The 21296-nt window shown below is 38.4% G+C and carries 19 protein-coding genes; 12 read left to right on the forward strand and 7 right to left on the reverse strand.

The window, feature by feature from the left end:
* The first annotated feature begins 99 nt into the window (after window positions 1-99).
* Together AWW67_RS02975 and AWW67_RS02980 are read left to right on the forward strand one after the other, a co-directional pair.
* Window positions 100-3177, forward strand: a complete 3078-nt coding sequence (locus AWW67_RS02975) for a SusC/RagA family TonB-linked outer membrane protein (protein WP_053224648.1) — start codon at window positions 100-102, stop codon at window positions 3175-3177.
* 12 nt (window positions 3178-3189) lie between these two features.
* Window positions 3190-4677 (forward strand): RagB/SusD family nutrient uptake outer membrane protein, encoded by a 1488-nt coding sequence (locus AWW67_RS02980; RefSeq protein WP_062300152.1) that lies wholly within the window; start codon window positions 3190-3192, stop codon window positions 4675-4677.
* Window positions 4678-4748: 71 nt separating this feature from the next.
* Here AWW67_RS02980 and AWW67_RS02985 read toward each other — a convergent pair whose 3' ends face one another.
* Complete coding sequence (locus AWW67_RS02985) at window positions 4749-5468, reverse strand: DsbA family protein (RefSeq protein WP_062300154.1); 720 nt, start codon at window positions 5466-5468, stop codon at window positions 4749-4751.
* A 157-nt stretch (window positions 5469-5625) separates the two neighbouring features.
* Here AWW67_RS02985 and AWW67_RS02990 point away from each other — a divergent pair, with 157 nt between their 5' ends.
* Window positions 5626-7143 (forward strand): beta-1,3-glucanase family protein, encoded by a 1518-nt coding sequence (locus AWW67_RS02990; RefSeq protein ID WP_062300157.1) that lies wholly within the window; start codon window positions 5626-5628, stop codon window positions 7141-7143.
* A 67-nt stretch (window positions 7144-7210) separates the two neighbouring features.
* On the opposite strand, the gene AWW67_RS02995 is transcribed toward AWW67_RS02990, so the two are convergent.
* Window positions 7211-7894 (reverse strand): VLRF1 family release factor, encoded by a 684-nt coding sequence (locus AWW67_RS02995; protein ID WP_062300159.1) that lies wholly within the window; start codon window positions 7892-7894, stop codon window positions 7211-7213.
* A gap of 204 nt (window positions 7895-8098) precedes the next feature.
* On the opposite strand from AWW67_RS02995, the gene AWW67_RS03000 reads away from it, so the two are divergent.
* Window positions 8099-10441, forward strand: coding sequence for a penicillin-binding protein 1A (locus AWW67_RS03000; RefSeq protein WP_062300160.1), 2343 nt, complete (start codon window positions 8099-8101; stop codon window positions 10439-10441).
* 56 nt (window positions 10442-10497) lie between these two features.
* Here the strand turns inward: AWW67_RS03000 and AWW67_RS03005 are convergent, their stop codons facing one another.
* The gene (locus AWW67_RS03005) at window positions 10498-11838 is read right to left on the reverse strand and encodes a saccharopine dehydrogenase C-terminal domain-containing protein (RefSeq protein WP_053224806.1); all 1341 of its coding nucleotides are present in this window, start codon (window positions 11836-11838) and stop codon (window positions 10498-10500) included.
* Between the two features lie 131 nt (window positions 11839-11969).
* Between AWW67_RS03005 and cdd the strand changes: the two genes are divergently transcribed.
* The 5 genes from cdd to rplI all read left to right on the forward strand — a co-directional run bounded on the left by cdd (window position 11970) and on the right by rplI (window position 14340).
* The gene (cdd, locus tag AWW67_RS03010) at window positions 11970-12458 is read left to right on the forward strand and encodes a cytidine deaminase (protein WP_062300162.1); all 489 of its coding nucleotides are present in this window, start codon (window positions 11970-11972) and stop codon (window positions 12456-12458) included.
* Window positions 12458-13099, forward strand: a complete 642-nt coding sequence (locus AWW67_RS03015) for an alpha/beta hydrolase (protein WP_062300164.1) — start codon at window positions 12458-12460, stop codon at window positions 13097-13099. Before cdd ends, AWW67_RS03015 begins: the two co-directional genes overlap by 1 nt.
* Window positions 13100-13254: 155 nt before the next feature.
* On the forward strand, window positions 13255-13620 hold the full coding sequence (gene rpsF / locus AWW67_RS03020) for a 30S ribosomal protein S6 (RefSeq protein WP_053224656.1): 366 nt from the start codon (window positions 13255-13257) through the stop codon (window positions 13618-13620).
* Window positions 13617-13868: a 30S ribosomal protein S18 gene (gene rpsR, locus AWW67_RS03025; protein ID WP_053224657.1), complete on the forward strand. Its 252-nt coding sequence runs from the start codon at window positions 13617-13619 to the stop codon at window positions 13866-13868. Before rpsF ends, rpsR begins: the two co-directional genes overlap by 4 nt.
* 25 nt (window positions 13869-13893) lie before the next feature.
* On the forward strand, window positions 13894-14340 hold the full coding sequence (gene rplI / locus AWW67_RS03030; RefSeq protein WP_053224658.1) for a 50S ribosomal protein L9: 447 nt from the start codon (window positions 13894-13896) through the stop codon (window positions 14338-14340).
* Between the two features lie 159 nt (window positions 14341-14499).
* Here the strand turns inward: rplI and ppgK are convergent, their stop codons facing one another.
* The 4 genes from ppgK to AWW67_RS03050 form a co-directional block, all read right to left on the reverse strand.
* Window positions 14500-15243, reverse strand: coding sequence for a polyphosphate--glucose phosphotransferase (gene ppgK / locus AWW67_RS03035; RefSeq protein WP_062300165.1), 744 nt, complete (start codon window positions 15241-15243; stop codon window positions 14500-14502).
* 81 nt (window positions 15244-15324) lie between these two features.
* Window positions 15325-16044: a tRNA1(Val) (adenine(37)-N6)-methyltransferase gene (locus tag AWW67_RS03040; RefSeq protein ID WP_062300167.1), complete on the reverse strand. Its 720-nt coding sequence runs from the start codon at window positions 16042-16044 to the stop codon at window positions 15325-15327.
* 77 nt (window positions 16045-16121) lie between these two features.
* Complete coding sequence (gene rnhA / locus AWW67_RS03045) at window positions 16122-16583, reverse strand: ribonuclease HI (RefSeq protein ID WP_053224661.1); 462 nt, start codon at window positions 16581-16583, stop codon at window positions 16122-16124.
* Window positions 16580-17158, reverse strand: a complete 579-nt coding sequence (locus tag AWW67_RS03050) for a MarC family protein (protein ID WP_053224662.1) — start codon at window positions 17156-17158, stop codon at window positions 16580-16582. Before AWW67_RS03050 ends, rnhA begins: the two co-directional genes overlap by 4 nt.
* Before the next feature lie 218 nt (window positions 17159-17376).
* Between AWW67_RS03050 and AWW67_RS03055 the strand changes: the two genes are divergently transcribed.
* The 3 genes from AWW67_RS03055 to AWW67_RS03065 all read left to right on the forward strand — a co-directional run bounded on the left by AWW67_RS03055 (window position 17377) and on the right by AWW67_RS03065 (window position 21175).
* Window positions 17377-19329 (forward strand): sensor histidine kinase, encoded by a 1953-nt coding sequence (locus AWW67_RS03055; protein WP_082338199.1) that lies wholly within the window; start codon window positions 17377-17379, stop codon window positions 19327-19329.
* A 131-nt stretch (window positions 19330-19460) separates the two neighbouring features.
* A complete protein-coding gene (locus AWW67_RS03060) occupies window positions 19461-20189 on the forward strand; it encodes a LytR/AlgR family response regulator transcription factor (protein ID WP_062300168.1) in 729 nt (242 codons plus the stop codon).
* Between the two features lie 110 nt (window positions 20190-20299).
* Window positions 20300-21175 carry a hypothetical protein gene (locus AWW67_RS03065; protein ID WP_062300170.1) on the forward strand — a complete coding sequence of 292 codons (876 nt, stop codon included), beginning with the start codon at window positions 20300-20302 and terminating at the stop codon, window positions 21173-21175.
* Window positions 21176-21296: the final 121 nt, after the last annotated feature.

Here is a 21296-nt window from a genome sequence, read left to right on the forward strand (position 1 = left end):
AAAAATATGGTGAGGGTTTTCTTTGACCGTATTTTATTTTACATTTGGTAATTCAATCGAATTATTTACTAAAATAATTTTTTACTAAAACTACTAACTATGAAGAGAGTATTACTGACTTTCATGATGTCAGTGCTTGTCTCCCTGTCTGCTATTGCGCAAGATCGCGATATCAAGGGAAAAGTAACTGATGAAACTGGCCAGGGGCTTCCTGGTGTTAATGTATTAATTAAAGGCACCACTAATGGTGTTGCAACAAACCCAGATGGTACATACCAACTGTCGGCTCCAGCAAATGGAGTTCTCGTCTTTAGATTCTTGGGATATATTACTCAAGAAGTTCAAATTGGATCACAGACAACAATCGATATTCGATTAAACCCAGATGCAACTGATTTGGGAGAAATCGTTGTTTCGGGTGTGGCTGCTGGTACTCCTAGAAAGAAACTAACGGTAACTGTTGCTAAAATTGACGCAGAGCGTTTGAGTTTGGCTCCGGCAACTTCTGCAGGTAATGCCCTAGCGGGTAAAGTTGCGGGTGTTAGAATTTCTCAAGGTGGAGGTACTCCAGGTAACGATGCAAGTGTTCAGTTAAGAGCTGATAACAACTTGAACGTAGGGTCTGGCCCAATGGTGGTGATTGATGGAGTTATCATTGAAGGTGGTCTTTCTGACCTTAACGTAGATGATATAGAGTCTTATGAGGTGATTAAGGGTGCTTCTGCAGCTTCACTATATGGTTCTAGAGCTGGTAATGGTGTAATTATTATTACTTCTAAGCGTGGTCAGAATCAAAATATTGGAACTACCAATATTACTGTTAGAAATGAAATTGGATGGCAGCAGCTTGAAAGAACTATCGATCTGGCTGAGCACCATGCATTTACATTAGCGCCTGATTATGCTAGTTTTGATAAGTTTACTAAATATGATGGAGTTACTTATCCTGCAGGATATGCTGGTGGATTTAGCCCTGATATTGTTGGTAACAGAAGTTTTGATGCAGATCACTATATGGATAATCCATTTGGAAGAAACATTGATCAGCAAGAGGCATTCTTTAGAACAGGAACTAACTACACAAACTATGTAGCTGTTTCTACTCGTAACTCTACCACTAACGCCTTTATGTCGTTTGAGAACAATGCGCAAACAGGTATTATTCCTAATACAGATGGTTTCTCTCGTCAAAACATTAGATTGAATATCGACCATCAAATTAACGATTGGTTGAAGTTTTCAGCTTCAAATTTGATTGCAAACTCTTCACAAAATAACCCAGGTGGTGGGGGAGGTATATTCTTCAACATTGTTTTGGCAGAACCAGATAATGATTTGTTCTTACCAAATCCTGATGGACAGCCTTATTACTACAGACACAACCATTGGTCTAATGAGTCTAACCCTCTTTACAGTACTTATAAAACTGAAAATAGAAATGAAGAGAAAAGAATCATTGGTAACTACCGTTTGAATTTTGATTTAGCTCCATGGATTGACTTTGAAGCTAGCTATTCTACTGAGTTTAGAGAAATCAGCTCAGGATCATACTCTCCTTATGATACTTGGACTTTGGGTGGAACAGACCCTCTAGGTATTACTTACTCTTTAGGTTCACTTAGTGAAAACACTTCTGAAAGAAATGTTCAGCAAGTACAAACTACTATGAATCTTAATGGAAGGTTTGGTGATGTTACAGCAAAAGGTAAAATCTCTTACTTATATGAGAACAGTAAAATTCACAATGTAAATACTAGTGGTTTTGACTTCGGTATTAGAGACTTACCTACTTTGTCAGCTATTCCAACTGCAAACATTTCTTCTTCTAACTATCAGCAAGAAGTAATCGCATCTAACTATTTCTTCATTGGTTCTTTGGATTACAAAGACAAGATTTTGTTTGATGGTATGTTCCGTATTGATGGTTCTTCTTTGTTTGGTGAAAACGAAAGATGGAATAACTACTATAGACTTTCTGGTGGATACAGAATTACTGAAGACATAGATATTCCTAATGTTCAAGAATTGAAGATTAGAGGAGCATATGGTGTTGCTGGTATCAGACCTGGTTTTGATTGGCAATATGAAACTTACAGTGTAAGTAATGGTATTGCTTCTGCTTCAACTTTGGGTAACAAAAACCTTAAGCCATCTAGAACAGCTGAGACTGAAGTAGCTATTAACGCTGAGTTCTTAAACAGATTTACTTTAGAAGCTATTTATGCTAATTCAGTAACTTCTGATCAGTTCTTGAGTGTAAGATTACTTCCGATCGCTGGTGGTTTTAGTAGCCAATACCAAAATGCAGGTTCAATTGAGTCAAACACATTTGAACTTAATTTAGGTGCTAATATTATTAAAAGCGAAGACTTAACTTGGGATGCTAACTTAGTTTTCTCAAGAACAAGACAAACTGTAACTGAGCTTCCAATTGCTCCATATACTTTCGGAACGGATGGATTATTCTATGTAAAAGAAGGTGAAACTTACGGTTCAATTTACGGAAACACTTGGGTTAAGTCTTTAGATCAAATGTCACAGCAATTACCAGAAGGTAAGAGTATTTCTGATTACGAAGTGAACAACGAAGGTTATGTAGTACCAGCTGGTTCTCAGGGAACAACTAGCGAAGCGCCTATTAAGTTAAAAGACGAAAACGGTCTTGATGCTTTCGTTAAAATTGGTGATGGTAATCCTGATTTTTACGCTGGTTTCTCTAATACTGTTAGATATAAAGGCTTCACTGCATATGTGTTGTTAGACATCAAAGAAGGTGGAGATGTATACAACAGAAAATCTCAATGGTTAACTAGAGATGACAGAAATGGTATCATGGATCAATTCGGAAAAGCTGATTCTGAGAAAAAAGCACTTGAGTATTACAAAGGATTTTACGATGTAAACTCAAATAACTCTTACTGGGTTGAAGATGCTAGCTTCGTAAAAGTTAGAGAAGTGGCTTTAGGTTATACTTTCTCTGCTACTCAATTACAAAATCTTTTAGGGTTTGACGCCTTTAAAGGAGCTTCTTTGAGAGCTATTGGACGTAACTTGTTTACTTTCTCTGGGTACTCTGGATATGATCCAGAAGTTGGTTCTATTAGAAACCCAGTGGATGGTACAGGTACTTATCCAAACTTCAGAAATTATGCTCTGTCTCTATCACTTAATTTCTAAAACTAAACTGATATGAAAAAAATAATATATAAAGGATTCTTATTAGCCTTTCTTTTAGTCAGTGGCGTTGCTTGCCACGACTTGGAAGTCGAGAACTTAAACAACCCAGATACGGCAAAAGTATTGGCGTCTGATTCAGATGTTAAGACTTTAGCTGGTGGTATGTTTATTACATGGTATGCTCCAACGCACTGGACAAATGGTATATCTCATATGCTTTCAACCGCTGCGGATAACTTAACGTGCTCTTGGGGTAACTTTGGTATGAGAGATCAGTCATGGGAGCCTAGAAAAGCTTGGGATAACCAGCCAGCTTATAGCTATGCTTCAAACTCTAACTACATGTTTACTAATCTGTATGAAGCTGTTTCTACTGCCAACACAGTACTTCAAGTAATGGATGGTGGTTTAGATATTGGGCCTAATGGTGAAGATAATAACTTGGTTAGAGCTTGGTCTAAGTTTATTCAAGGTATCGGACTCGGTTATATTGGTTTGAACTATGATAAAGGATTTATTGTAGATGAAAACAGTACTCCAGAAGAGATTGCTGCTGCAGAATTTTACCCTTATGATGAAGTTCTTGATGTAGCTTTAACTAAACTGGATGAGGCTATTGCACTATCTGGAAACTCATTCACTATTCCTGCAGCATGGATGAATACTGCAGAGGATTTAAGCAGTGATGATTTCAAAAAGTTGATCAACTCTTTTGCAGCTCGTTTAGTGGCTTATGCCCCAAGAAATGCAGCAGAAGATGCTGCGGCTGACTGGACAAGAGCTAAAAACTATGCGGATAATGGTATCACAGAAGACTACATTATTCAAGGTGATGGTTACGTAAGATGGATTAATGAGCACTGGGTATATTCAGTGTACCCAGGTTGGGGACAAACTGATATGAGAGTGATTCATATGATGGATGATGATCAGCCAGAGCATTGGGATGATGATCCTAGCTTCCCTTTCCCACCAGAATCTACTACTCCTGAGGATCAAAGGTTAGTGACAGATTTCCAATACAAGTCTTCTGTTCCGTTCCGTGTAGAAAGAGGTTACTATCACTTCTCTAACTACAGATTTAGCAGATACGATTATCTTCTTGCTGGATGGTTTGGTGATATGCCGGAAATCTTATTGTCTGAGAACGATTTGATCAGAGCTGAAGCAAGAGCAAACCTTGGTGATTTACCAGGCGCTGCGCTAATCATTAATGCAGGTACTCGTGTAACTAGAGGTAATTTACCTCCAGTAGCACCTACTTTAGCTGCAATTAAGGATGCTATTCATCATGAAAGGCACGTAGAATTAATGGCAACAAGTATTGGTATTCAGTTCTACGAAATGAGAAAGAGAGATTTACTTCAGTATGGTACTTTCCTTCACTTACCAGTTGCTCCTCAAATTTTGGAGACAATGGGTACTGCTCGTCCGTTCTACACTTATGGTGGTCCTGATGCTGCTGATGGTGTGAATGCATCGAATGGAGGTTGGAGATAATCCAAGATTTTAAAATACATATTAAAGGCTGCTCATTGGGCAGCCTTTTTTTATACCAACATGTCTATAAACTATAATTTTACTTCCTCGCTAAGAATTTTCTCAATCACAAATTGCATTTGCTCAAATTCGGTATACCCGTGATTGATTTGGAAGAGTTGATTCCCACTTTTAAAAAGCACCGTAGGATAACCCTTTACACCCCACTGACGGTTAAGTTGAAACTCCTGATGAGTGCTGTATTTTGTTTCATCACTTTCGAATATCTGTTTGAATTGTTCAAAAGGAATGTTGAATTCCTGACAAATTGATCTATAGAATTCTGATTCATTAGGATCTTCATTATCTACATAAAATTTCCTTGAAACTGACTCAAAGAATTGAAGCTCATTTTCTCCCATCCATTTTCGCGAAGCAACAACTGCTCTACAAGGAGGTTCTGTATCGTAGTTGAAACTTTCCTTATCGAATAATGAATAACCAAATGGTTGTCCGCTTCTTTTTGTTACTTCTTCCCAATGGTGTTTTAAAAACTTCTTCATTTCATCACCCCAAGCTTCTCCACCTCCAGGCCGTAAACCACCTACAACAATCGAAAATTTAAATTGTGGGTATTCAGATTTCAAAGTTTTTAAATGATTTGAAATGCCCCAACACCAAGAACACATCGGGTCGCCAACATAAATAATTTCATTATCGGTATTTAGTTCTGGTTTTGCTTTAAACTCTCCCAATTCAGAAGGAGTGCACTCACCAGTTTCAGGGTCGCAAAATGATTTTTCTTCTTTCATATCAAAAAAACCAACATAGAGGTGGTGCAGTAAGTTCAACGCTTAGTGAAATGCTTTTGGTTATTAATTAGTATAGGATGAGTAATACTTTAGGGGTATGAAATACGGAGCTTAAAGACCTACATTAGCTATTATTTTAAAATTAACCCAACCAAAAATGAGTACTACTATTAAAATTGCAAACCTAAGAGGCGAATCCTCTATACTGGCAAAACAATCTTCTCCAGACCCAAGTAAAGCTCTTTACGTATTACTAACAGCCGATGCTTCATCTGGAGTTTCTGGAATAACCGTGGGGGCTGTGACTCCTTTGACGGAGAACATGGCCATCACCTTTGATACAATCAAAAGCGGTCGCTTGTACGTTGGCTATGGTAAATATCCAAACCCACCGTTACCTCAGGGGCCTGATTATTATGGGTGGATAGAGTTTTCACGAACTAGCACTGATACTGCGGTATGGATTAATTTATCTAATGTTGATATTCTCGGACTGCCTCTAACGCTTGAAGGAACTGATTCTGCAGGAGCATCATTCTCTTTAGGTTACAAAACGCCAATGGTGGCTGCCAAAGCTTCCGATTCTATCATAGGGCAAGTAAAGGCCGTTTTGACAGATAGTGGTGCATCGGGAGGTTCTGCTGCGGTAATAAAAACCAATACAGGTCAGGATAAAATTCTTGCGCCCAATCATGTACCTGCTAGCTATAGGTCTTATGATACTTATTTGAACAGTTTAACCGATACTACAGCTGCTAATTACCCAGCTTCACTGAGTATACTATCGGATACTCCAAAAGACGGAAGTCCGGTTCAAATGACGGGGAGTTTTAAAAATGCTGCAACGGGTTCCGATAATATTATAGAGCTTACCAGTGCTGATGGTACACAGGTTTGCCATATTACCAAATCGAACTTAACCTCACAAATCATTTATGAATGTGATGGTGGTTATATGAATTGGTCCACTGATAGTGGTAAAACTTTTACTACTATACATCAAAACAGAACTGCTATAAATGATCCGTCAAGCACACTGGCAGAAAGAACAATTACCAATTCTGTATTTAGAGAAATCATGATTGGTATTAATGAGGGATATTTTTCAATGACCAATCCTGCAAATAACAGTAATGGCATGTTTCCAGGTTTAGTGCCATTTGCTACTGGTGATGGTAACCAATACGCGCAGGTGATACATAAGAACTCAAACTCTTATGGGTTTCCATATGCCGATTCAAACCTCAAAGTCTTAGTAACCTCTCAATTAGGAGCCGATCTTACCCTGAATGTGATTGCTGATGATGCTACAAAGGATTATTCAGCGCCATCAGATAACAGCAGTAATCAGCCGCAATCTGGCACTTATCAATTTGGTATAGGAACAGGAAGTCAAGGTTTAGGTGTAATAAGAATTGGGAACTGGCGATATCTTCCAAATTCGGCCGGGGCCTATGGTGGATACCTTCCCGACTTACCAAATTGGACAAAAATGGAGTTTAGCGGACTTGGTGCCAATAAATATATATGGGTTAAAAATAACCAAGTAGCGGAGGGAAGTGGATCAACCCAATGCCTTACCCAAGCTTGTGTTATAAATAATAAAGTTCTTGTTTGGGGAGCAGGTCTAGCTTGGAACGGTAGTGTGGCCGCTCCATCGAAACCAACAACCTAAGGATAATAGAAAGTTGTCAGTTGTGGGACTGTCAACTGTCTAATTTTTTCAACTTTACAAAGGTGCTTCAATATGAAGTGCCTTTGTTTTTTAACTCATCAAACTGCTCAAAAAATGCATCGTCATATACCAGCTCGGCTTTGTTAAGGTATTTTTGCATACCGAGCATAACCTCGAAGTTGGGCTGATGCAGGTGTTTTGGGATTTTATAAAGGCGATCGTCTTTTTTATCGAAGGGAGTGCTTTCTTTCGACCCAAATAAGTAGGGGATTAGAATTTTAGAACAGCTCAAGGCAATTCTATCAAATTCGTATTCTTTGAAATGACCCTGAAGCCTGAGGTTAATGTTTTCGAAAAACTCTAAAGTACTGGCCAAGCGTACACGAGAACCTGCTCTTGATTTTCCTTTGGTTTTGAGATGTTTGATCTGGCTTTTTCCCTGCTTCTTTCTAACCATGTAGGCACCGAATACTTTGTGCGCTAAACATTTTTCTCCTTTAAACACGCCTACAGACGCACTGCCCGATTGCACCAAAAGCATTAGGTAGTTTACTTCTTTTTCAAAATCTAAAACGAGATTTTGATTGCAGGTCAAGGTTAGGGGCAAACGCAGATAAGCTTCACGATATTGTCCTTCCAAACCAAGTTCAACTCTGTGTTTATTGAAATCATATTGGGTTTGAAAGTTTAAGCCTCTGACTTTATCCAAGATCTCAGGCACTTCGGAACGATCAAAGAAAATGCTTTTCATTCCGAATACTAAAAAAAGGAAACGCCATCATCAAACCTTTCTTTCAAATCGAGAAAACTTTTTTCAAAATGAAAATTTAAGGCGGGAAAAAAGTTGTTATTCAGTGCAATAATATTGGTTCAGATGAAGTTGGAAGGCATATTAAAAAAGATGATGTTTTCGGCATGGCAAGTGCATATTTTTGCTGAACCATAATAGACACAAATGACTAGATCACGCAAGCCAAAACGTAAGTTCTTAAAATGGACTTTGAGAATTACTTTGTTTGGTATCCTCTCAATTCTACTTTTTTACCTCAGTGTTTATTTGCAAGTATGGGGACCACTTCCAAATCAAAATCAACTTACCGAAATTAGGCAGAGCAAAGCTTCTGAAGTATATGCTTCTAACGGAAAGCTCATTGGTAAATTCTATATTTTCGATAGGCAGCCGATAGGTTATGATGAAATTCCTAAACATTTGATTGACGCCCTAATTGCAACAGAGGATGCAAGGTTCTATGATCATGAAGGAATTGACAACCGCAGTTTGTTAAGGGTTATTTTCAAAAGTCTATTGCTGCAAGATGAATCATCAGGCGGAGGAAGTACGATTTCTCAGCAGTTGGCTAAAAATCTCTTCCCCAGAAAGAACCACGGTATATTTAGTATGCCAGTTAATAAAACACGGGAAGCTATCATTGCTACTCGTTTAGAAAAGGCTTATACCAAAGAAGAAATCATTACGCTTTATTTAAATACGGTTCCGTTTGGTGATAATACTTTTGGTATTGAGAGCGCTGCGGGTAAGTTTTATAGTAAAAAAGCACGTGAATTAACCCTTACAGAGTCTGCCGTTTTGATAGGGATGCTTAAAGCTTCGCACCTGTATAACCCAAGGATTTTCCCTGAAAGGAGCAAAACCAGAAGGGATGTTGTGTTGAACCAAATGTCGCGCTATGGCTATTTAACGGCTGAAGAAGTTGCAATGGCTAAGAAGGAAAAACTACAGCTTTCATATAGAGGGTTTAGCCATGAAGATGGACTTGCGCCTTATTTTAGGGAGCAGGTAAGAAAGACTTTAGAAGAATGGACAAAGCATAATAAGGATGAAAAAGGTGATAAATATAACCTGTATACCAGTGGTTTGAAAATCTATACCACTTTGGATTACGACATGCAAAGAATGGCAGAGGAGGCCATGACGGAGCATATGAGTAAGCTTCAAACGGATTTTGAAGAAAGTTATGGAAAGAATGCACCTTGGTTGAAAAATGCTTCTTTGATTGAAAGTACAATAGAGAGACTCCCCAAATACAAAGCACTAAAAGCTTCTGGAAGAACCAAAAAGCAAATCATGGATTCATTAGCTGTAAAGTATGAAATGGAGCTTTTTGATTGGTCGGGGAAAAAGGTGGTGAAAGCCAGTCCGATTGATAGTGCTGTTCATTATTTAAAGTTTTTGAACACAGGAATGTTGTCTATTGACCCCAGGTCGGGTGCAGTAAAAAGCTGGATTGGCGGAATTGACTTCGAGCATTTTCAATACGACCATGTGAGTCAGGCTAAAAGGCAGGTGGGTTCTACATTTAAGCCCATTGTTTATACTGCCGCTTTAGAAGCAGGGATTGACCCGTGTAAACACTATTCTGCCCAACAGGTAACTTATACCAATTACGACAATTGGACGCCTACCAACTCTGGTGACGAAGGAAATTACGACCTCAATTACTCAATGAAAGGAGCTCTGAGTAATTCTGTCAATACTGTAGCGGTGAAAGTGCTTGAGGATGCCGGTTTACAAAATGTAATAGGGCAAGCGCAAAGAATGGGGATAACCTCTAGCATGCCTCAAGTACCCTCCATTGCTCTTGGAACTGCCGAAATTAGCCTAATAGAAATGATTGAAGCTTATTCTAGCTATGTCAATTCATCGAGAACAGTAAAACCGTATTTCATTACAAGCATTGAAGATAGCAGAGGAGAATTAATTGCAGAATTCAAACCAGAAGTAAGTGAAGACCCTGCTTTTTCTGAAACAACTCGCGAAGCTATTATTGAAATGCTAAAAGCTACTGTCGATGAAGGTACCGCTTCTCGTCTGCGTTGGAAGTATGGATTGAGCAATGACATTGCGGGCAAAACAGGTACTACACAATCGAATAAAGACGGCTGGTTTGTAGGAATTACTCCAAAGCTATTGACTATTACTTGGGTAGGAGTTGATGATCATCGTATTGGATTTAGAACCACCGCTATGGGCCAAGGGGCAAATTCCGCATTGCCTATATATGGATTAATGATGCAGAAAATGAATGGAGATAAAAATTTCAATTCCATTACAAGGGCGAAATTCCCTCCACCGTCAATCGAAGTGCTCAATCAAATGGGTTGTAAACCGGTGGAAGAAGATGGTTTTCTGAAACGGATTTTTACCAATGATGAAAAACCTAAGCCTATGAAATTTGATACCAAAACTGAGGAAGAAAAAGAAGGCATCTTTTCAAAAATTGGAAACCTGTTTAAACGAAAAGACAAGAAAGAAAAGAAGAAAAGTGGAGGAGGCTAAAACTAAAAAGGCCAGTAGATGTATAAATCAACTGGCCTTTTTAGTTTGGAATGCGCTTAATCTAAATCAACCTCTTCCTCAATAAAGTGGAAGCCAAGCTCGTCAAGTTCATTCAAAATAGGCTCATAGAATTCTGGGGTAATAGGAATAACCACACCGCGGGCTTCGATTTTTCCTTGTAGCAGCAATTTAGTAGCCACCCCTAATGGGAAACCTACGGTTTTTGCCATAGCAGTTTCGTTGGCATTTTCTCCATTGGCTACCATGGCCGAACGAATACGTTTTGTCTTCCCATTTTCAACGTAGTCGAACAAATGCCACATCACTATTTGGTCTTTCTCGTCAGGGCCAATCGTCCATTTCTTTTTGAGTATATGCTCTAAAATTTGCGCTGGTGTGCCTTTCTGAAGTCCAACAGGCGTTTCTTCAAACATATCTAACCACCTTAGTTTATGCATTTCTGGGCCGTCCAGTTCTAAACCTAAATAATGGGCTAGTTTTAATTCAACAGAATCATTTGGGTTATAAGAAAGAAAAGAATTGATAAACTGCCGATGCGTCATTTGATTCACACCATCCATTTGATAAGTATCGTCTGTGGCTCCCAACTGTACAAAAACGTCCCAGCCCTTGCAATAGCCAGGTCTTCTCAGTGTCCCTCTAAAAAGCGTTTGAATATTATGGAGGTTATAAACGTCCATATACATTAATGAATCTCGATTGGCGTAGCCCTCAAAATAGCCATGTCCAGGAATATGGATCATCTCTGTTCTTCTAAAAAGCTTATGGTAAGGAATGAACTTAAACTTTCCTTCCTGAATAAATTTTACTGTGCCTTGGCCTGCCAGTACTACGTTTCGAGGGTTCCAAGTAAAGCCATACTCCCACGGGTTGTCGTCATTTGGGTTGGGCATTAAAAGTCCGCCAGTAAACGATTCAAAAGCGCGGAGTTCTAAGCCCTTGCTTCTCACTTTGTCTATCACCTTCATGGCCGACATATGGTCGATCCCTGGATCTAGGCCACACTCATTCAAAAAGAGCAATCCCTTTGTTTTTGCTTGCTCATTTAAAGCCCGCATATCGTCTGATACGTACGAAGCGGTGAGTAAGTGTTTATTTAAGGATAAACAGGTTTCTGCCACTGTAGGATGGAAAGATGCGGGTAACATCGAAATCACCACATCTGCTTCTGATATTACTTTAATTCTTTCTTGCTCTTCTCTAACATTAAAAGCAATTGCACTTCCTCTTTCACTATTCTTTACCTTTTCTTCGGCAAGCTGAAGGGCGTAATCGCCAACAGTTACATGCCAATCATTTTCTTCGGCAGCAGATAGTAAATAGTTAATTAATGAAGTTGCAGAGCGTCCAGCCCCAAGAATTAATATGCGATTCATAGGTTCATTAGGTTTGGCCGCCAAGCTGTCAATTTTTTTTGTGCCGCCCAAACATATTTCAACAAATCCTGATTCAAGCATCTGAATCAAAAAGGATTCGTATATTCCAAGCGCACATCAAGAAAAAATTAATGCCTAGGATAATTAAAAAGGAAGTATCACTAACACAATATGAAGCGGATGAGCTTGATGAAGTGACACAAAACTTAATAGAAACAGCTAAACAATCTGCACTAAGAGCATATGCTCCATATTCTAATTTTCAAGTAGGGGCCGCATTACTTTTAGACAACGGCAAAATCATTTCAGGAAACAATCAAGAAAATGCCTGTTATCCTGCTGGACTTTGCGCTGAACGTGTTGCCTTCTTTTCAGCGAAGTCGCAGTTTCCAGATTGTCAAATTCTTAAAGTAGCCATAGTGGCCAAACCAGCGAGTCAAGAACAATTTAAAATGGCTACACCTTGCGGAAGTTGCCGTCAGGTAATGAGTGAATACGAAAATAATCAGGAGCAGCATATTAAAATCTATTTGCCAGCAACGGATGGTAGTGTTTACGAGTCTGATTCAGTTGATAACTTCCTGCCTTTTAAATTTTCGAACAAAGATCTTAATTCATAATGGAGCACAAGATAAGCTTTGAGTTCAATGCTAGATTTCACACCTTAGGTCAGGTTTCAGGTGATATTGAACAACTTTGGTTGGTTTGTCATGGGCACGGTCAATTGGCTAAATATTTTATTAGAAAGTTCGAAGTGTTGAATGATGGAAAAACTTTAATTGTAGCTCCTGAAGGGCTTTCTCGATATTATTTAGAGGGATTTACGGGAAGAGTAGGGGCTACATGGATGACCAAAGAAGATCGACTTTCGGACATAGAAAATTATTTAACCTATTTGGATCGGGTTTTTAATTCGGTAAAAAGCCAGCTAAAACCTGATGTACGAGTGAACCTTTTGGGTTTTTCGCAAGGCGCAGCTACCATTTCGCGTTTTGCTACCCAAACCAATGTTCACTTTGATAAACTTATTCTTTGGGCAGGGATTTTCCCTCCTGATTTGCCTCCATTAGAAAGCAAAGAGCGGCTAAAGGGCAAAAAGGTGTATTGGGTATATGGAACAGATGACCAATATCTTTCCGCTGGAGTAATGGAAGAGCAAGAGACCATCGCCAAACATTTGGATATAAAGCCAAGGGTAAAAACCTTTAAAGGCTTACACGAGCTTTCAAGTGAGGTGCTGCTTGAAATTGCAGCAGAATAGCCTTGATTTAGTACTTTTTGCGATGAATTAAGTGTTTGGCGTTTAATGAGATGGCTGTCTTTTTTGTGAAGGTAATTTTCCTGAAATACAATCTTTTACTTTCGTGTGGTTTTTTGTTGTAATTGCCTATCTTTGCAGCCCGAAATAATTAAATCATTAACATGAACAATTACGAAACAGTATTCATTTTAAATCCCGTTTTGTCTGATGATCAGATGAAGGATGCTGTCGGAAGTTTTGAAACTTTGCTTAAAAACAATGGAGCAGAGATAATAAACGTAGAGAAGTGGGGCTTGAAGAAATTGGCTTATCCAATTCAACACAAGTCTACTGGTTTCTACAATTTGATTGAATTCAAAGCCGACCCAAGCCTAATCAAAACTTTAGAAGTAGAGTTTAAAAGAGACGAAAAGGTAATGAGATTCTTGACCACTGCTTTGAACAAGCACGCTATAGAGTACAACGAAAAAAGAAGAAAAGGCGCATTCAACAAATCTAAAAAAGAGGAGGCAGCAGTATGACACTCGTAAACGAACCAGTAAACAGAGATCAACAGAAGAAAAAATATTGCCGATTCAAAAAGAGCGGTATTAAGTACGTTGATTACAAAAATCCTGATTTCCTTTTAAAGTTTGTAAACGAACAAGGTAAACTTCTGCCAAGAAGATTAACTGGAACAAGCTTAAAGTATCAGAAGAAAGTAGCTCAGGCGGTTAAAAGAGCAAGACACATTGCACTTTTACCTTACGTAACTGATTCTTTGAAATAATTTGAACCCTTAAAAGTAGAGCAGAATGGAAGTAATATTAAAGACTGATATCAAGGGCTTAGGTTATAAAAACGATATTGTTGCTGTAAAGCCAGGATACGGAAGAAACTACCTTATTCCACAAGGATTTGCTGTTATCGCTAGTGCATCTAACAAGAAGCACACTGAAGAAACAGTAAAGCAAATGGCGCACAAAGCTGAAAAAATCATGGCAGATGCTCAAGCAATTGCTGATGCGATTGGAGATACTGTACTTGAAATTAAAGCAAAGGCTGGTGATAGCGGGAAGATTTTTGGAGCGGTAACTACCCTACAAATTTCTGATGCTTTAAAAGTTGCCAAAGGTGTGGAAGTTGACAGAAAGAAAATTTCTTTCAAAGGTGAAGTGAAAATGATTGGTGAGTACGAGGCTGAAATCGATTTGCATAAGTCGGTGAAGAAAGACGTTAAATTCAACGTTGTAGCTGAGTAATCCCTTAGGATATAGAATTAAAAAGCGGCTGAATCACTGATTCAGCCGCTTTTTTTATGACTAATGAATCTTCTAGTTATAAGTTGAAGCCATTATTTTAGTTGTAATAAACTGTTTCGTTATAAGGCAAATAGAGGGGGAGAGGTTACTGCTCTGAGTTTATCCCTTTTCAGCCGCATACATGGCCGCACCAACAATACCAGAATTGTTAAGCTTGGCCGATACAGAATATGGAGTGTTAATTTTAATATGCTTTTCGATCTTATGTATTTTCTTGCTCAAGCCGCCTCCAATAATAATATGGTCTGGTGAGCAGATTCTTTCTATATGCTTCAGAAAGAAATTAAAACGTTTTCCGTACTCTTTAAAGCTTAAGTCTTCTCTGGTTTTCGCAGAACCTGCTGCATAATGCTCAATTACATTTCCATCAATGCCATAGATGCGGCCTAGTTCAAAATTAGGAATGAGCTGCCCATTGTAAAAAACACCGCTACCTAGACCTGTGCCAATAGTAATTGTAATGACAAGGCCATCGAGGCCTTTACCAGCACCAAATCGCATTTCTGCAATACCAGCTGCATCGGCATCATTTATTACAGTGAATTTTAGACCATCGCAATATTTACTAAACGTTTCGTCTATTTGTGTACCCACCCAAGAATCGTCTAAATTGCTGCTGTATATAGCTTTTCCTTTAATAACCACGGTAGGAAATGCACAACCCACATTGCCTTTCCATTCAAAATGATCGATTAACTTTTTTACAGTTTTGGCCAAGGCCTCTGGTGTAGAAGGTTGGGGGGTGTCTAGCCTGTACCTTTCCGAAACCATTTGACCTGTTATTGTATCTACAATAGCGCCTTTGATTCCAGTACCACCAATGTCAATTCCTAAAACTTGCATATTATTTAATGAGTAATTGGGGTGAAGATATTTAGATAAATCAGGCTCTGCAACAATTAATAGTTTCTGCTCAAATTCAGATTAGAGGTGGAGGTAATAGTCCTTTAGTAGGTAGGTAAATTGATCGGTGTATGCGCCATTCTCTTCTTTAATAATCAAGGTTTCAGTAATTTCTAACTCAGGTTTTATTAGAGAAAATGATTTTACCTTTCTAAAAACAGGTTTGCTCATTTGATTAAGAACTCTAATGTCGGCCACTACATGAAAACCCCTTTCTTGCATTTTTTGGCTAAATAAACTCATTTCATACTCTGGATAAATAACCGAAGCAATTCCTTTTTCAGAATTCAAAAGTCTGGAGATGCTGGTAGCCAAATCTTCAAAAGTAAGACTGGAATTATGGATGGCTTGATTCTTTTGGCGATTGCTTCCAAGCTGATTGTCCTGAAAAAATGGCGGATTGCAGATGATATGATCGTAGAGGTGGTTTGGTTCGAATTCGAGTAAATCTGTATGAAATCCAGATAAGCGATTGGACCAAGGTGAGCTCTCAAAGTTTATTTTAGCTTGTTTAAATGCGGTTTCGTCAATTTCTACCGCATCAATAAAGGCATCAGTTTGTTGGGCCTTCATTAGTGCCAAAAGCCCGGTGCCAGTTCCAATATCTAGAATTCGCTTAGGATTGAAAGTACTTGGTGTTAGCCTAAGAGCACCAAACAAGCAACCTTCGGTGGTTACTTTCATTCCGCAATTGCCCTGCTCTATTCTGAACTGCTTGAATTGAAAGAATGAATTGGCCATTGCGAAGCTTAGAATTTAGATTTACGAATTGGGAATTATCAATTCTGCATACTCAGATAAAATATGATCCTTTTAACTTAAAAATCGTTGATGCCGTTTTCAAACTCGGTGTCAACTTTCAAGTCATTTCCCATGGCTGCTTCTACCGCTAATTGGTCACACCTTTCGTTTTCGATATTACCCGCATGGCCTTTCACCCATTGAAAAGTGACACGGTGTTTTTTATACACTTCAGCAAAACGCAGCCAGAGGTCTTTATTCTTCTTTCCTTTAAAACCTTTCTTTATCCAGCCCCAAAGCCAACCTTTTTCAACAGAGTCGATTACATATTTAGAATCGGAATAAACGGTTACAGGGGCGTTGGCTACATTAATGGCTTCTAAACCCATGATCACAGCGAGTAACTCCATTCGGTTGTTGGTGGTTTTTCTAAAGCCTTCTGAAAGTTCTTTTCGGTGTTCTTTGTACTTAAGTACTGTGCCATAACCTCCAGGGCCAGGGTTTCCACGAGAAGAACCGTCAGTATAGATAATAATCATAGATTAATAATGTTGTCTTTGAAAAGTTTGATGGCGATTGATAGAAGAATAATACCGAATACTTTTTGCAAAACACTGATTCCGCCTGCACCTATCTTTTTCTCTAACCAGTTGGTAGATTTTAATACTAAGTAAACAAAGGCCAAGTTAACAACGATTCCTACTAGAATATTGAGTTCACTGTACTCTGCTTTAATAGAAACTATAGTGGTGAGTGTGCCTGCTCCGGCAATTAGCGGAAAAGCAATCGGAACAATAGATGACGTGTTATTTGCACCTTCAACAGGTTCATTTTTAAAGAAACTTCTGCCCAAAATCATTTCCATTCCTATAATGAACATGATGATAGCTCCGGCTATAGCAAAAGAACCCACATCGATTCCAAATAAGCCCAGAAGATTATCGCCTACAAAAAGGAAGAGGATCATTAAGATGCCTGCGACTAAAGTTGCTTTTCCTGATTGAACATGGCCTACTTTTTTTCTCAGGTCGATAACAATCGGAATAGAACCCAGAATATCGATAACTGAAAATAAGATCAGGGTTACAGATAGAATTTCCTTGAAATTGAACATCGCTTTTTTTTGACAAAGCTAGGAAATTGAAAGTTGAATTGACCAGTAAATGATGAGTAAAAACTGTAAACGAATTATTAAATCTTAAATACACAATTGAATTTTAGAATCGTAAACCTCAGAACGACTCACCGCTTATCAATTCGTTTTGTAGACTTAATAAATTGATTATAGATTGCTCTTAGCTTACTATATACTCAACTGAATTATTTACCACTTTGGAATTTAGGCTCATTATAGGTCTTTTAGTATTGTATACAGGTTTTTTAACCTCTCATAATCTGTCTGCACAAAATACATCTTCAAACCTTGAATACAGTATTCACTATTTTGTCGATAGTGCGGGCAAATTATCAATTGATGAGCTACAGCTGGGTGAAGTGCAAAGTGCTTTTGATGCAACCCCTCTTAAGTCGCCAAACTTTGGGTTTGATCATAGGCCTTATTGGTTTCGAATTGAACTGACTCATCCGCCATCAGGGCCTTTAATGCTAGAGATTAATCAACCTTCTTTGGATTACATCAGTGTGTTCACAAAGACGTCTGTTGACACCGTATGGAAGGAACAAAAGGCGGGGCATGCTTATTCTCCACGAACAAATGATTATGGGGGAATTGTGTATGCCTTTCCAATCGATCCAGATATAGAAAATAACACGATTTATGTTCGAGTAGAAACTATTGTGAGCATGGCCGTACCAATTCTAATCAAGCCAAAATCAGAATACAATGCTCATCAAATGACCAGAATGCTCTTACTGGGAGTGTTTTTTGGTTTGATGTTCATAATGGCCTCATATAACTTTCTGTTATATCTGTTTTTAAAAGACACCTCGTATCTTTTTTATGTGGGAGCTACCATTATGGGATTGTGCGCATCATTGGTGCTAAATGGATTTGGGTATTATTTTATTTGGCCGAACAACCCAGCCCTCGATCAACACATTTATCTAACATTCGGAAGCCTAAGTATGGTTTTCTCAAGCAGATTTGCTGCTAATTTCTTGAACTTGAAAAAGTTCGACCCAAAAATGAATGCTTTTTTATGGGTTATTTGTTTTGCTAGTTTATTACTGGCTATACTCAGTCTTTTTTATACCGCTACCGAGTTACTCTTGTTTGGTAGACTACTGGTTATCATCACATTTCCTTCTTACATTATAATTGGTCTGAGAACCTATTTTAAAGGGTACACCACTGCCATTTATTATGTAATTGCATGGATACCCTACATGTTAGGTATTATATTAATGACCTTCCGTGGGGCGGGGCTTATAGGTGAGCATTGGGTAACCGCTTATGGAATTGAATTTGGAGGTGCCATAGAGGTAGTACTGCTTTCTTTTGCTCTAGCAGCCAGAATTAAAGGAATGCGTAAGGAAATTGCCGAAAAGGAACTGGAAAAGGAGCAGTTTAAAACGAGACTTTTAAGCGAGCAGCGGGAAGTTTTAGAACAGAAAGTAGAAGAAAGAACCCAAGAGCTGAAAGAGGCCAATGCAACTAAAGATAAGTTCTTTTCCATTATTGCCCACGACCTTCGTAGTCCAATGATTGCCTTACAGGGAGTAGGGCAAAAACTTGAATACTTTATAAGGAAGGAAAAACTAGAAAAACTGCTTGAAATGGGGGCAAAGATTGATCAGTCTATAGATCAATTGAACCATTTGCTAAACAATTTACTCAATTGGGCTACATCGCAAACAGGTGGAGTCCCTCATCATCCTGCTAAGCTAGATCTATCCGCTTTGGTAAACGAAAATATTGAGCTATATCGGTCTTTGGCCGAATCTAAGGGCATCAGTATAGTATGCGAAATATCTGCTAAGTATGTTTTTGCAGATGTAAACACTACTTCTACAATTATCCGAAACTTGTTGAGCAATGCACTGAAATTTACCAAAGATGGAGGTGGAATAAAGATTTCAACTCAGCAAAAAAATGATTTTGTAGAGTTAGAAATTGAAGATCAAGGTATTGGCATGGATAAACAGACTTTAGCCCAACTGTTTAATTCAAATGTACAAGGGCACATAGGGCAGAGGGGTGAAAAGGGCTTTGGTTTAGGCCTGAAGCTCTGTAATGAATTTGTACAGATGAACAGGGGACATATTGCTGTAACGAGCAAATTGAATGTAGGTACAACATTTACCGTGACTTTACCCACTGCTTAACTCATAGAAAAATTAGAGATGTTCGGATTTCTGTTGTACTTATAATGGAATTATTTGAAAGTTGTTTGAAAAGGTGTTTTTAGTAAAGAGTTATACATTACTTTGAGCTGCTTTTACTCTTAACCAAAAGTATGAATGTTCTTATAGTTGAAGACGAGCCCAACTACTCCGATACCCTTGAAATGTTTATTGATGAACTCGGGTATCAGGTTATTGGTGTTGCCCAAGAAGGAAAAACAGCCCTAAAATTATTCAAGACCAGCAAGCCTGACATTGTTCTAATGGATATTAACCTAAACGGAGAAATGACAGGGATTGACGTAGCAAAAGAGTTTCAATCTGTTCAACCCACCCCAATTATATTCATTACTTCTTTCGATGATAGAGAGACATTTGAAAAGGCCAAAGAAACCGCACCGTATGCTTATTTAATTAAACCTTTTGACCCAGACACACTTCAACGTAGCATTGAATTAGCCTTTTGCAGAGCACATACAGAGGATAACCGAGCTTTAGAGGAGGAATCAAATGTGATACTGGCGAGTAATTCCTTTTTTGTAAAGGAGCGAAATCGATTAATTAAGGTGGATATTGATGATGTTTTCTGGGTTGAAGTAGAGGATAAGTATAGCATACTTCATGTACCTGCTAAAAAATATGTTTTGAGGCAATCGCTAAAAGATATTGCCGAAAAGCTTGATCCTTCCGTTTTCGTGCAAACCCATAGGTCACATATTGTGAATGCTTCAAAAATTGAGGACATTGATTTAAATCTGTTTGTGGTAAGAATTAATGGTAATGAAATACCATTAGGAAAATCATATAAAGACAACTTGATCAATCGCTTACAAATGCTGTAAACTTACTTCCCTCCTTAAACTCTAACGTTTACGCCTTTTATTAGGCATCTGACGCACAAAACCTTGAGCGAATTTCAGTAAAAGATATATTGAGGTTTAATTCAAAGAACATGAAGGTATTAAGGCAATCCGATCTGCAAATTGGAGATATTCTCATTTTCGAAAATCAAGACTTCAGCTATGTCAAATTCTTAGATGAACTTAAGAAAGACTACTTTGAAGAAGATCCAAAAAAGCGAATGCACGCTGCTTTTTATCTGTTGCTCTATCTAATTCCTTGGTTCGACCCAGGTAAAGAAGGGAAAGACTACAGAAATATCTATCATGCGGCCATTTGGGGAAACGTAGATGTTAATCGTGGGCAGAATAAAATACCCGAGAATCTAAATAGAATAGTTCAAGCAGGGCGTGCAGGAATAGGGCAAGCCGAACTTGAAGCTACTCTGAGAGGGGAAGGGGTGAAAAATATTTATGTGTACCGAAGGAAAAATCGACCAGTTCATTTCCAAGATAAAATCAATTCAGCAATACGAGCTTTTTATGATGATGTATCCATTCCGTATTCCTATGAAGCCGCTTGGCTTTTAGCTGTTATTTGTTCTATGCGTTATACAGATGGTACTTTGTATAAAATGCTCGAAAAGCATTTAGGAGAATGGGGCGCCAAAAAAATGATTGATATCATTCAGTCACTCATTAATGAATACAGTAATAATCACCAGAAAAAAATGGTGGCATGCTCTACTTTAGTAGCGATGGTCTACAAAAATGCTGGCTTTGAATTAGAAGTGAATGAAATGGAAGCAGACCCCGAAATAAAGGTGCATCCAGACTTAAAATTAAGTACAGATTTTTTCCATCAGTCGTTTACATCGTCTAAACCTTTAGCTTCTTTGCAAGTAAAAGAAACTGTTATTACCCCGCGCCAATTGGCTGAATCTTCTGATGTAGAGCTAATAGGTGTTTTACCACATACCATAAGATAAGGTACCAAATTTCAAGCTTTCTATCTATAGACTATCGTTTATCAACCATTACCAGTATTCGACTCCCAACTTAAATTCAATTCCCTTATCTCCAATCTTCACACCCAAATATTAGGCGTTC

This window comes from Roseivirga seohaensis (assembly GCF_001592945.1).
Classification (GTDB): domain Bacteria; phylum Bacteroidota; class Bacteroidia; order Cytophagales; family Cyclobacteriaceae; genus Roseivirga; species Roseivirga seohaensis.

What these genes read in the sequence shown, in the direction of transcription:
- AWW67_RS02980 (WP_062300152.1), top strand. Translation starts at nt 3,190, where the DNA reads ATGAAAAAAATAATATATAAAGGATTCTTATTAGCCTTTCTTTTAGTC.
- AWW67_RS03050 (WP_053224662.1), bottom strand. Translation starts at nt 17,158, where the DNA reads ATGTTCAATTTCAAGGAAATTCTATCTGTAACCCTGATCTTATTTTCA.
- cdd (WP_062300162.1), top strand. Translation starts at nt 11,970, where the DNA reads ATGCCTAGGATAATTAAAAAGGAAGTATCACTAACACAATATGAAGCG.
- AWW67_RS03005 (WP_053224806.1), bottom strand. Translation starts at nt 11,838, where the DNA reads ATGAATCGCATATTAATTCTTGGGGCTGGACGCTCTGCAACTTCATTA.
- AWW67_RS02990 (WP_062300157.1), top strand. Translation starts at nt 5,626, where the DNA reads ATGAGTACTACTATTAAAATTGCAAACCTAAGAGGCGAATCCTCTATA.
- AWW67_RS02995 (WP_062300159.1), bottom strand. Translation starts at nt 7,894, where the DNA reads ATGAAAAGCATTTTCTTTGATCGTTCCGAAGTGCCTGAGATCTTGGAT.
- rpsR (WP_053224657.1), top strand. Translation starts at nt 13,617, where the DNA reads ATGACACTCGTAAACGAACCAGTAAACAGAGATCAACAGAAGAAAAAA.
- AWW67_RS03040 (WP_062300167.1), bottom strand. Translation starts at nt 16,044, where the DNA reads ATGGCCAATTCATTCTTTCAATTCAAGCAGTTCAGAATAGAGCAGGGC.
- AWW67_RS03015 (WP_062300164.1), top strand. Translation starts at nt 12,458, where the DNA reads ATGGAGCACAAGATAAGCTTTGAGTTCAATGCTAGATTTCACACCTTA.
- rplI (WP_053224658.1), top strand. Translation starts at nt 13,894, where the DNA reads ATGGAAGTAATATTAAAGACTGATATCAAGGGCTTAGGTTATAAAAAC.
- AWW67_RS03000 (WP_062300160.1), top strand. Translation starts at nt 8,099, where the DNA reads ATGACTAGATCACGCAAGCCAAAACGTAAGTTCTTAAAATGGACTTTG.
- AWW67_RS02975 (WP_053224648.1), top strand. Translation starts at nt 100, where the DNA reads ATGAAGAGAGTATTACTGACTTTCATGATGTCAGTGCTTGTCTCCCTG.
- AWW67_RS03060 (WP_062300168.1), top strand. Translation starts at nt 19,461, where the DNA reads ATGAATGTTCTTATAGTTGAAGACGAGCCCAACTACTCCGATACCCTT.
- AWW67_RS03065 (WP_062300170.1), top strand. Translation starts at nt 20,300, where the DNA reads ATGAAGGTATTAAGGCAATCCGATCTGCAAATTGGAGATATTCTCATT.
- rnhA (WP_053224661.1), bottom strand. Translation starts at nt 16,583, where the DNA reads ATGATTATTATCTATACTGACGGTTCTTCTCGTGGAAACCCTGGCCCT.
- AWW67_RS02985 (WP_062300154.1), bottom strand. Translation starts at nt 5,468, where the DNA reads ATGAAAGAAGAAAAATCATTTTGCGACCCTGAAACTGGTGAGTGCACT.
- ppgK (WP_062300165.1), bottom strand. Translation starts at nt 15,243, where the DNA reads ATGCAAGTTTTAGGAATTGACATTGGTGGTACTGGAATCAAAGGCGCT.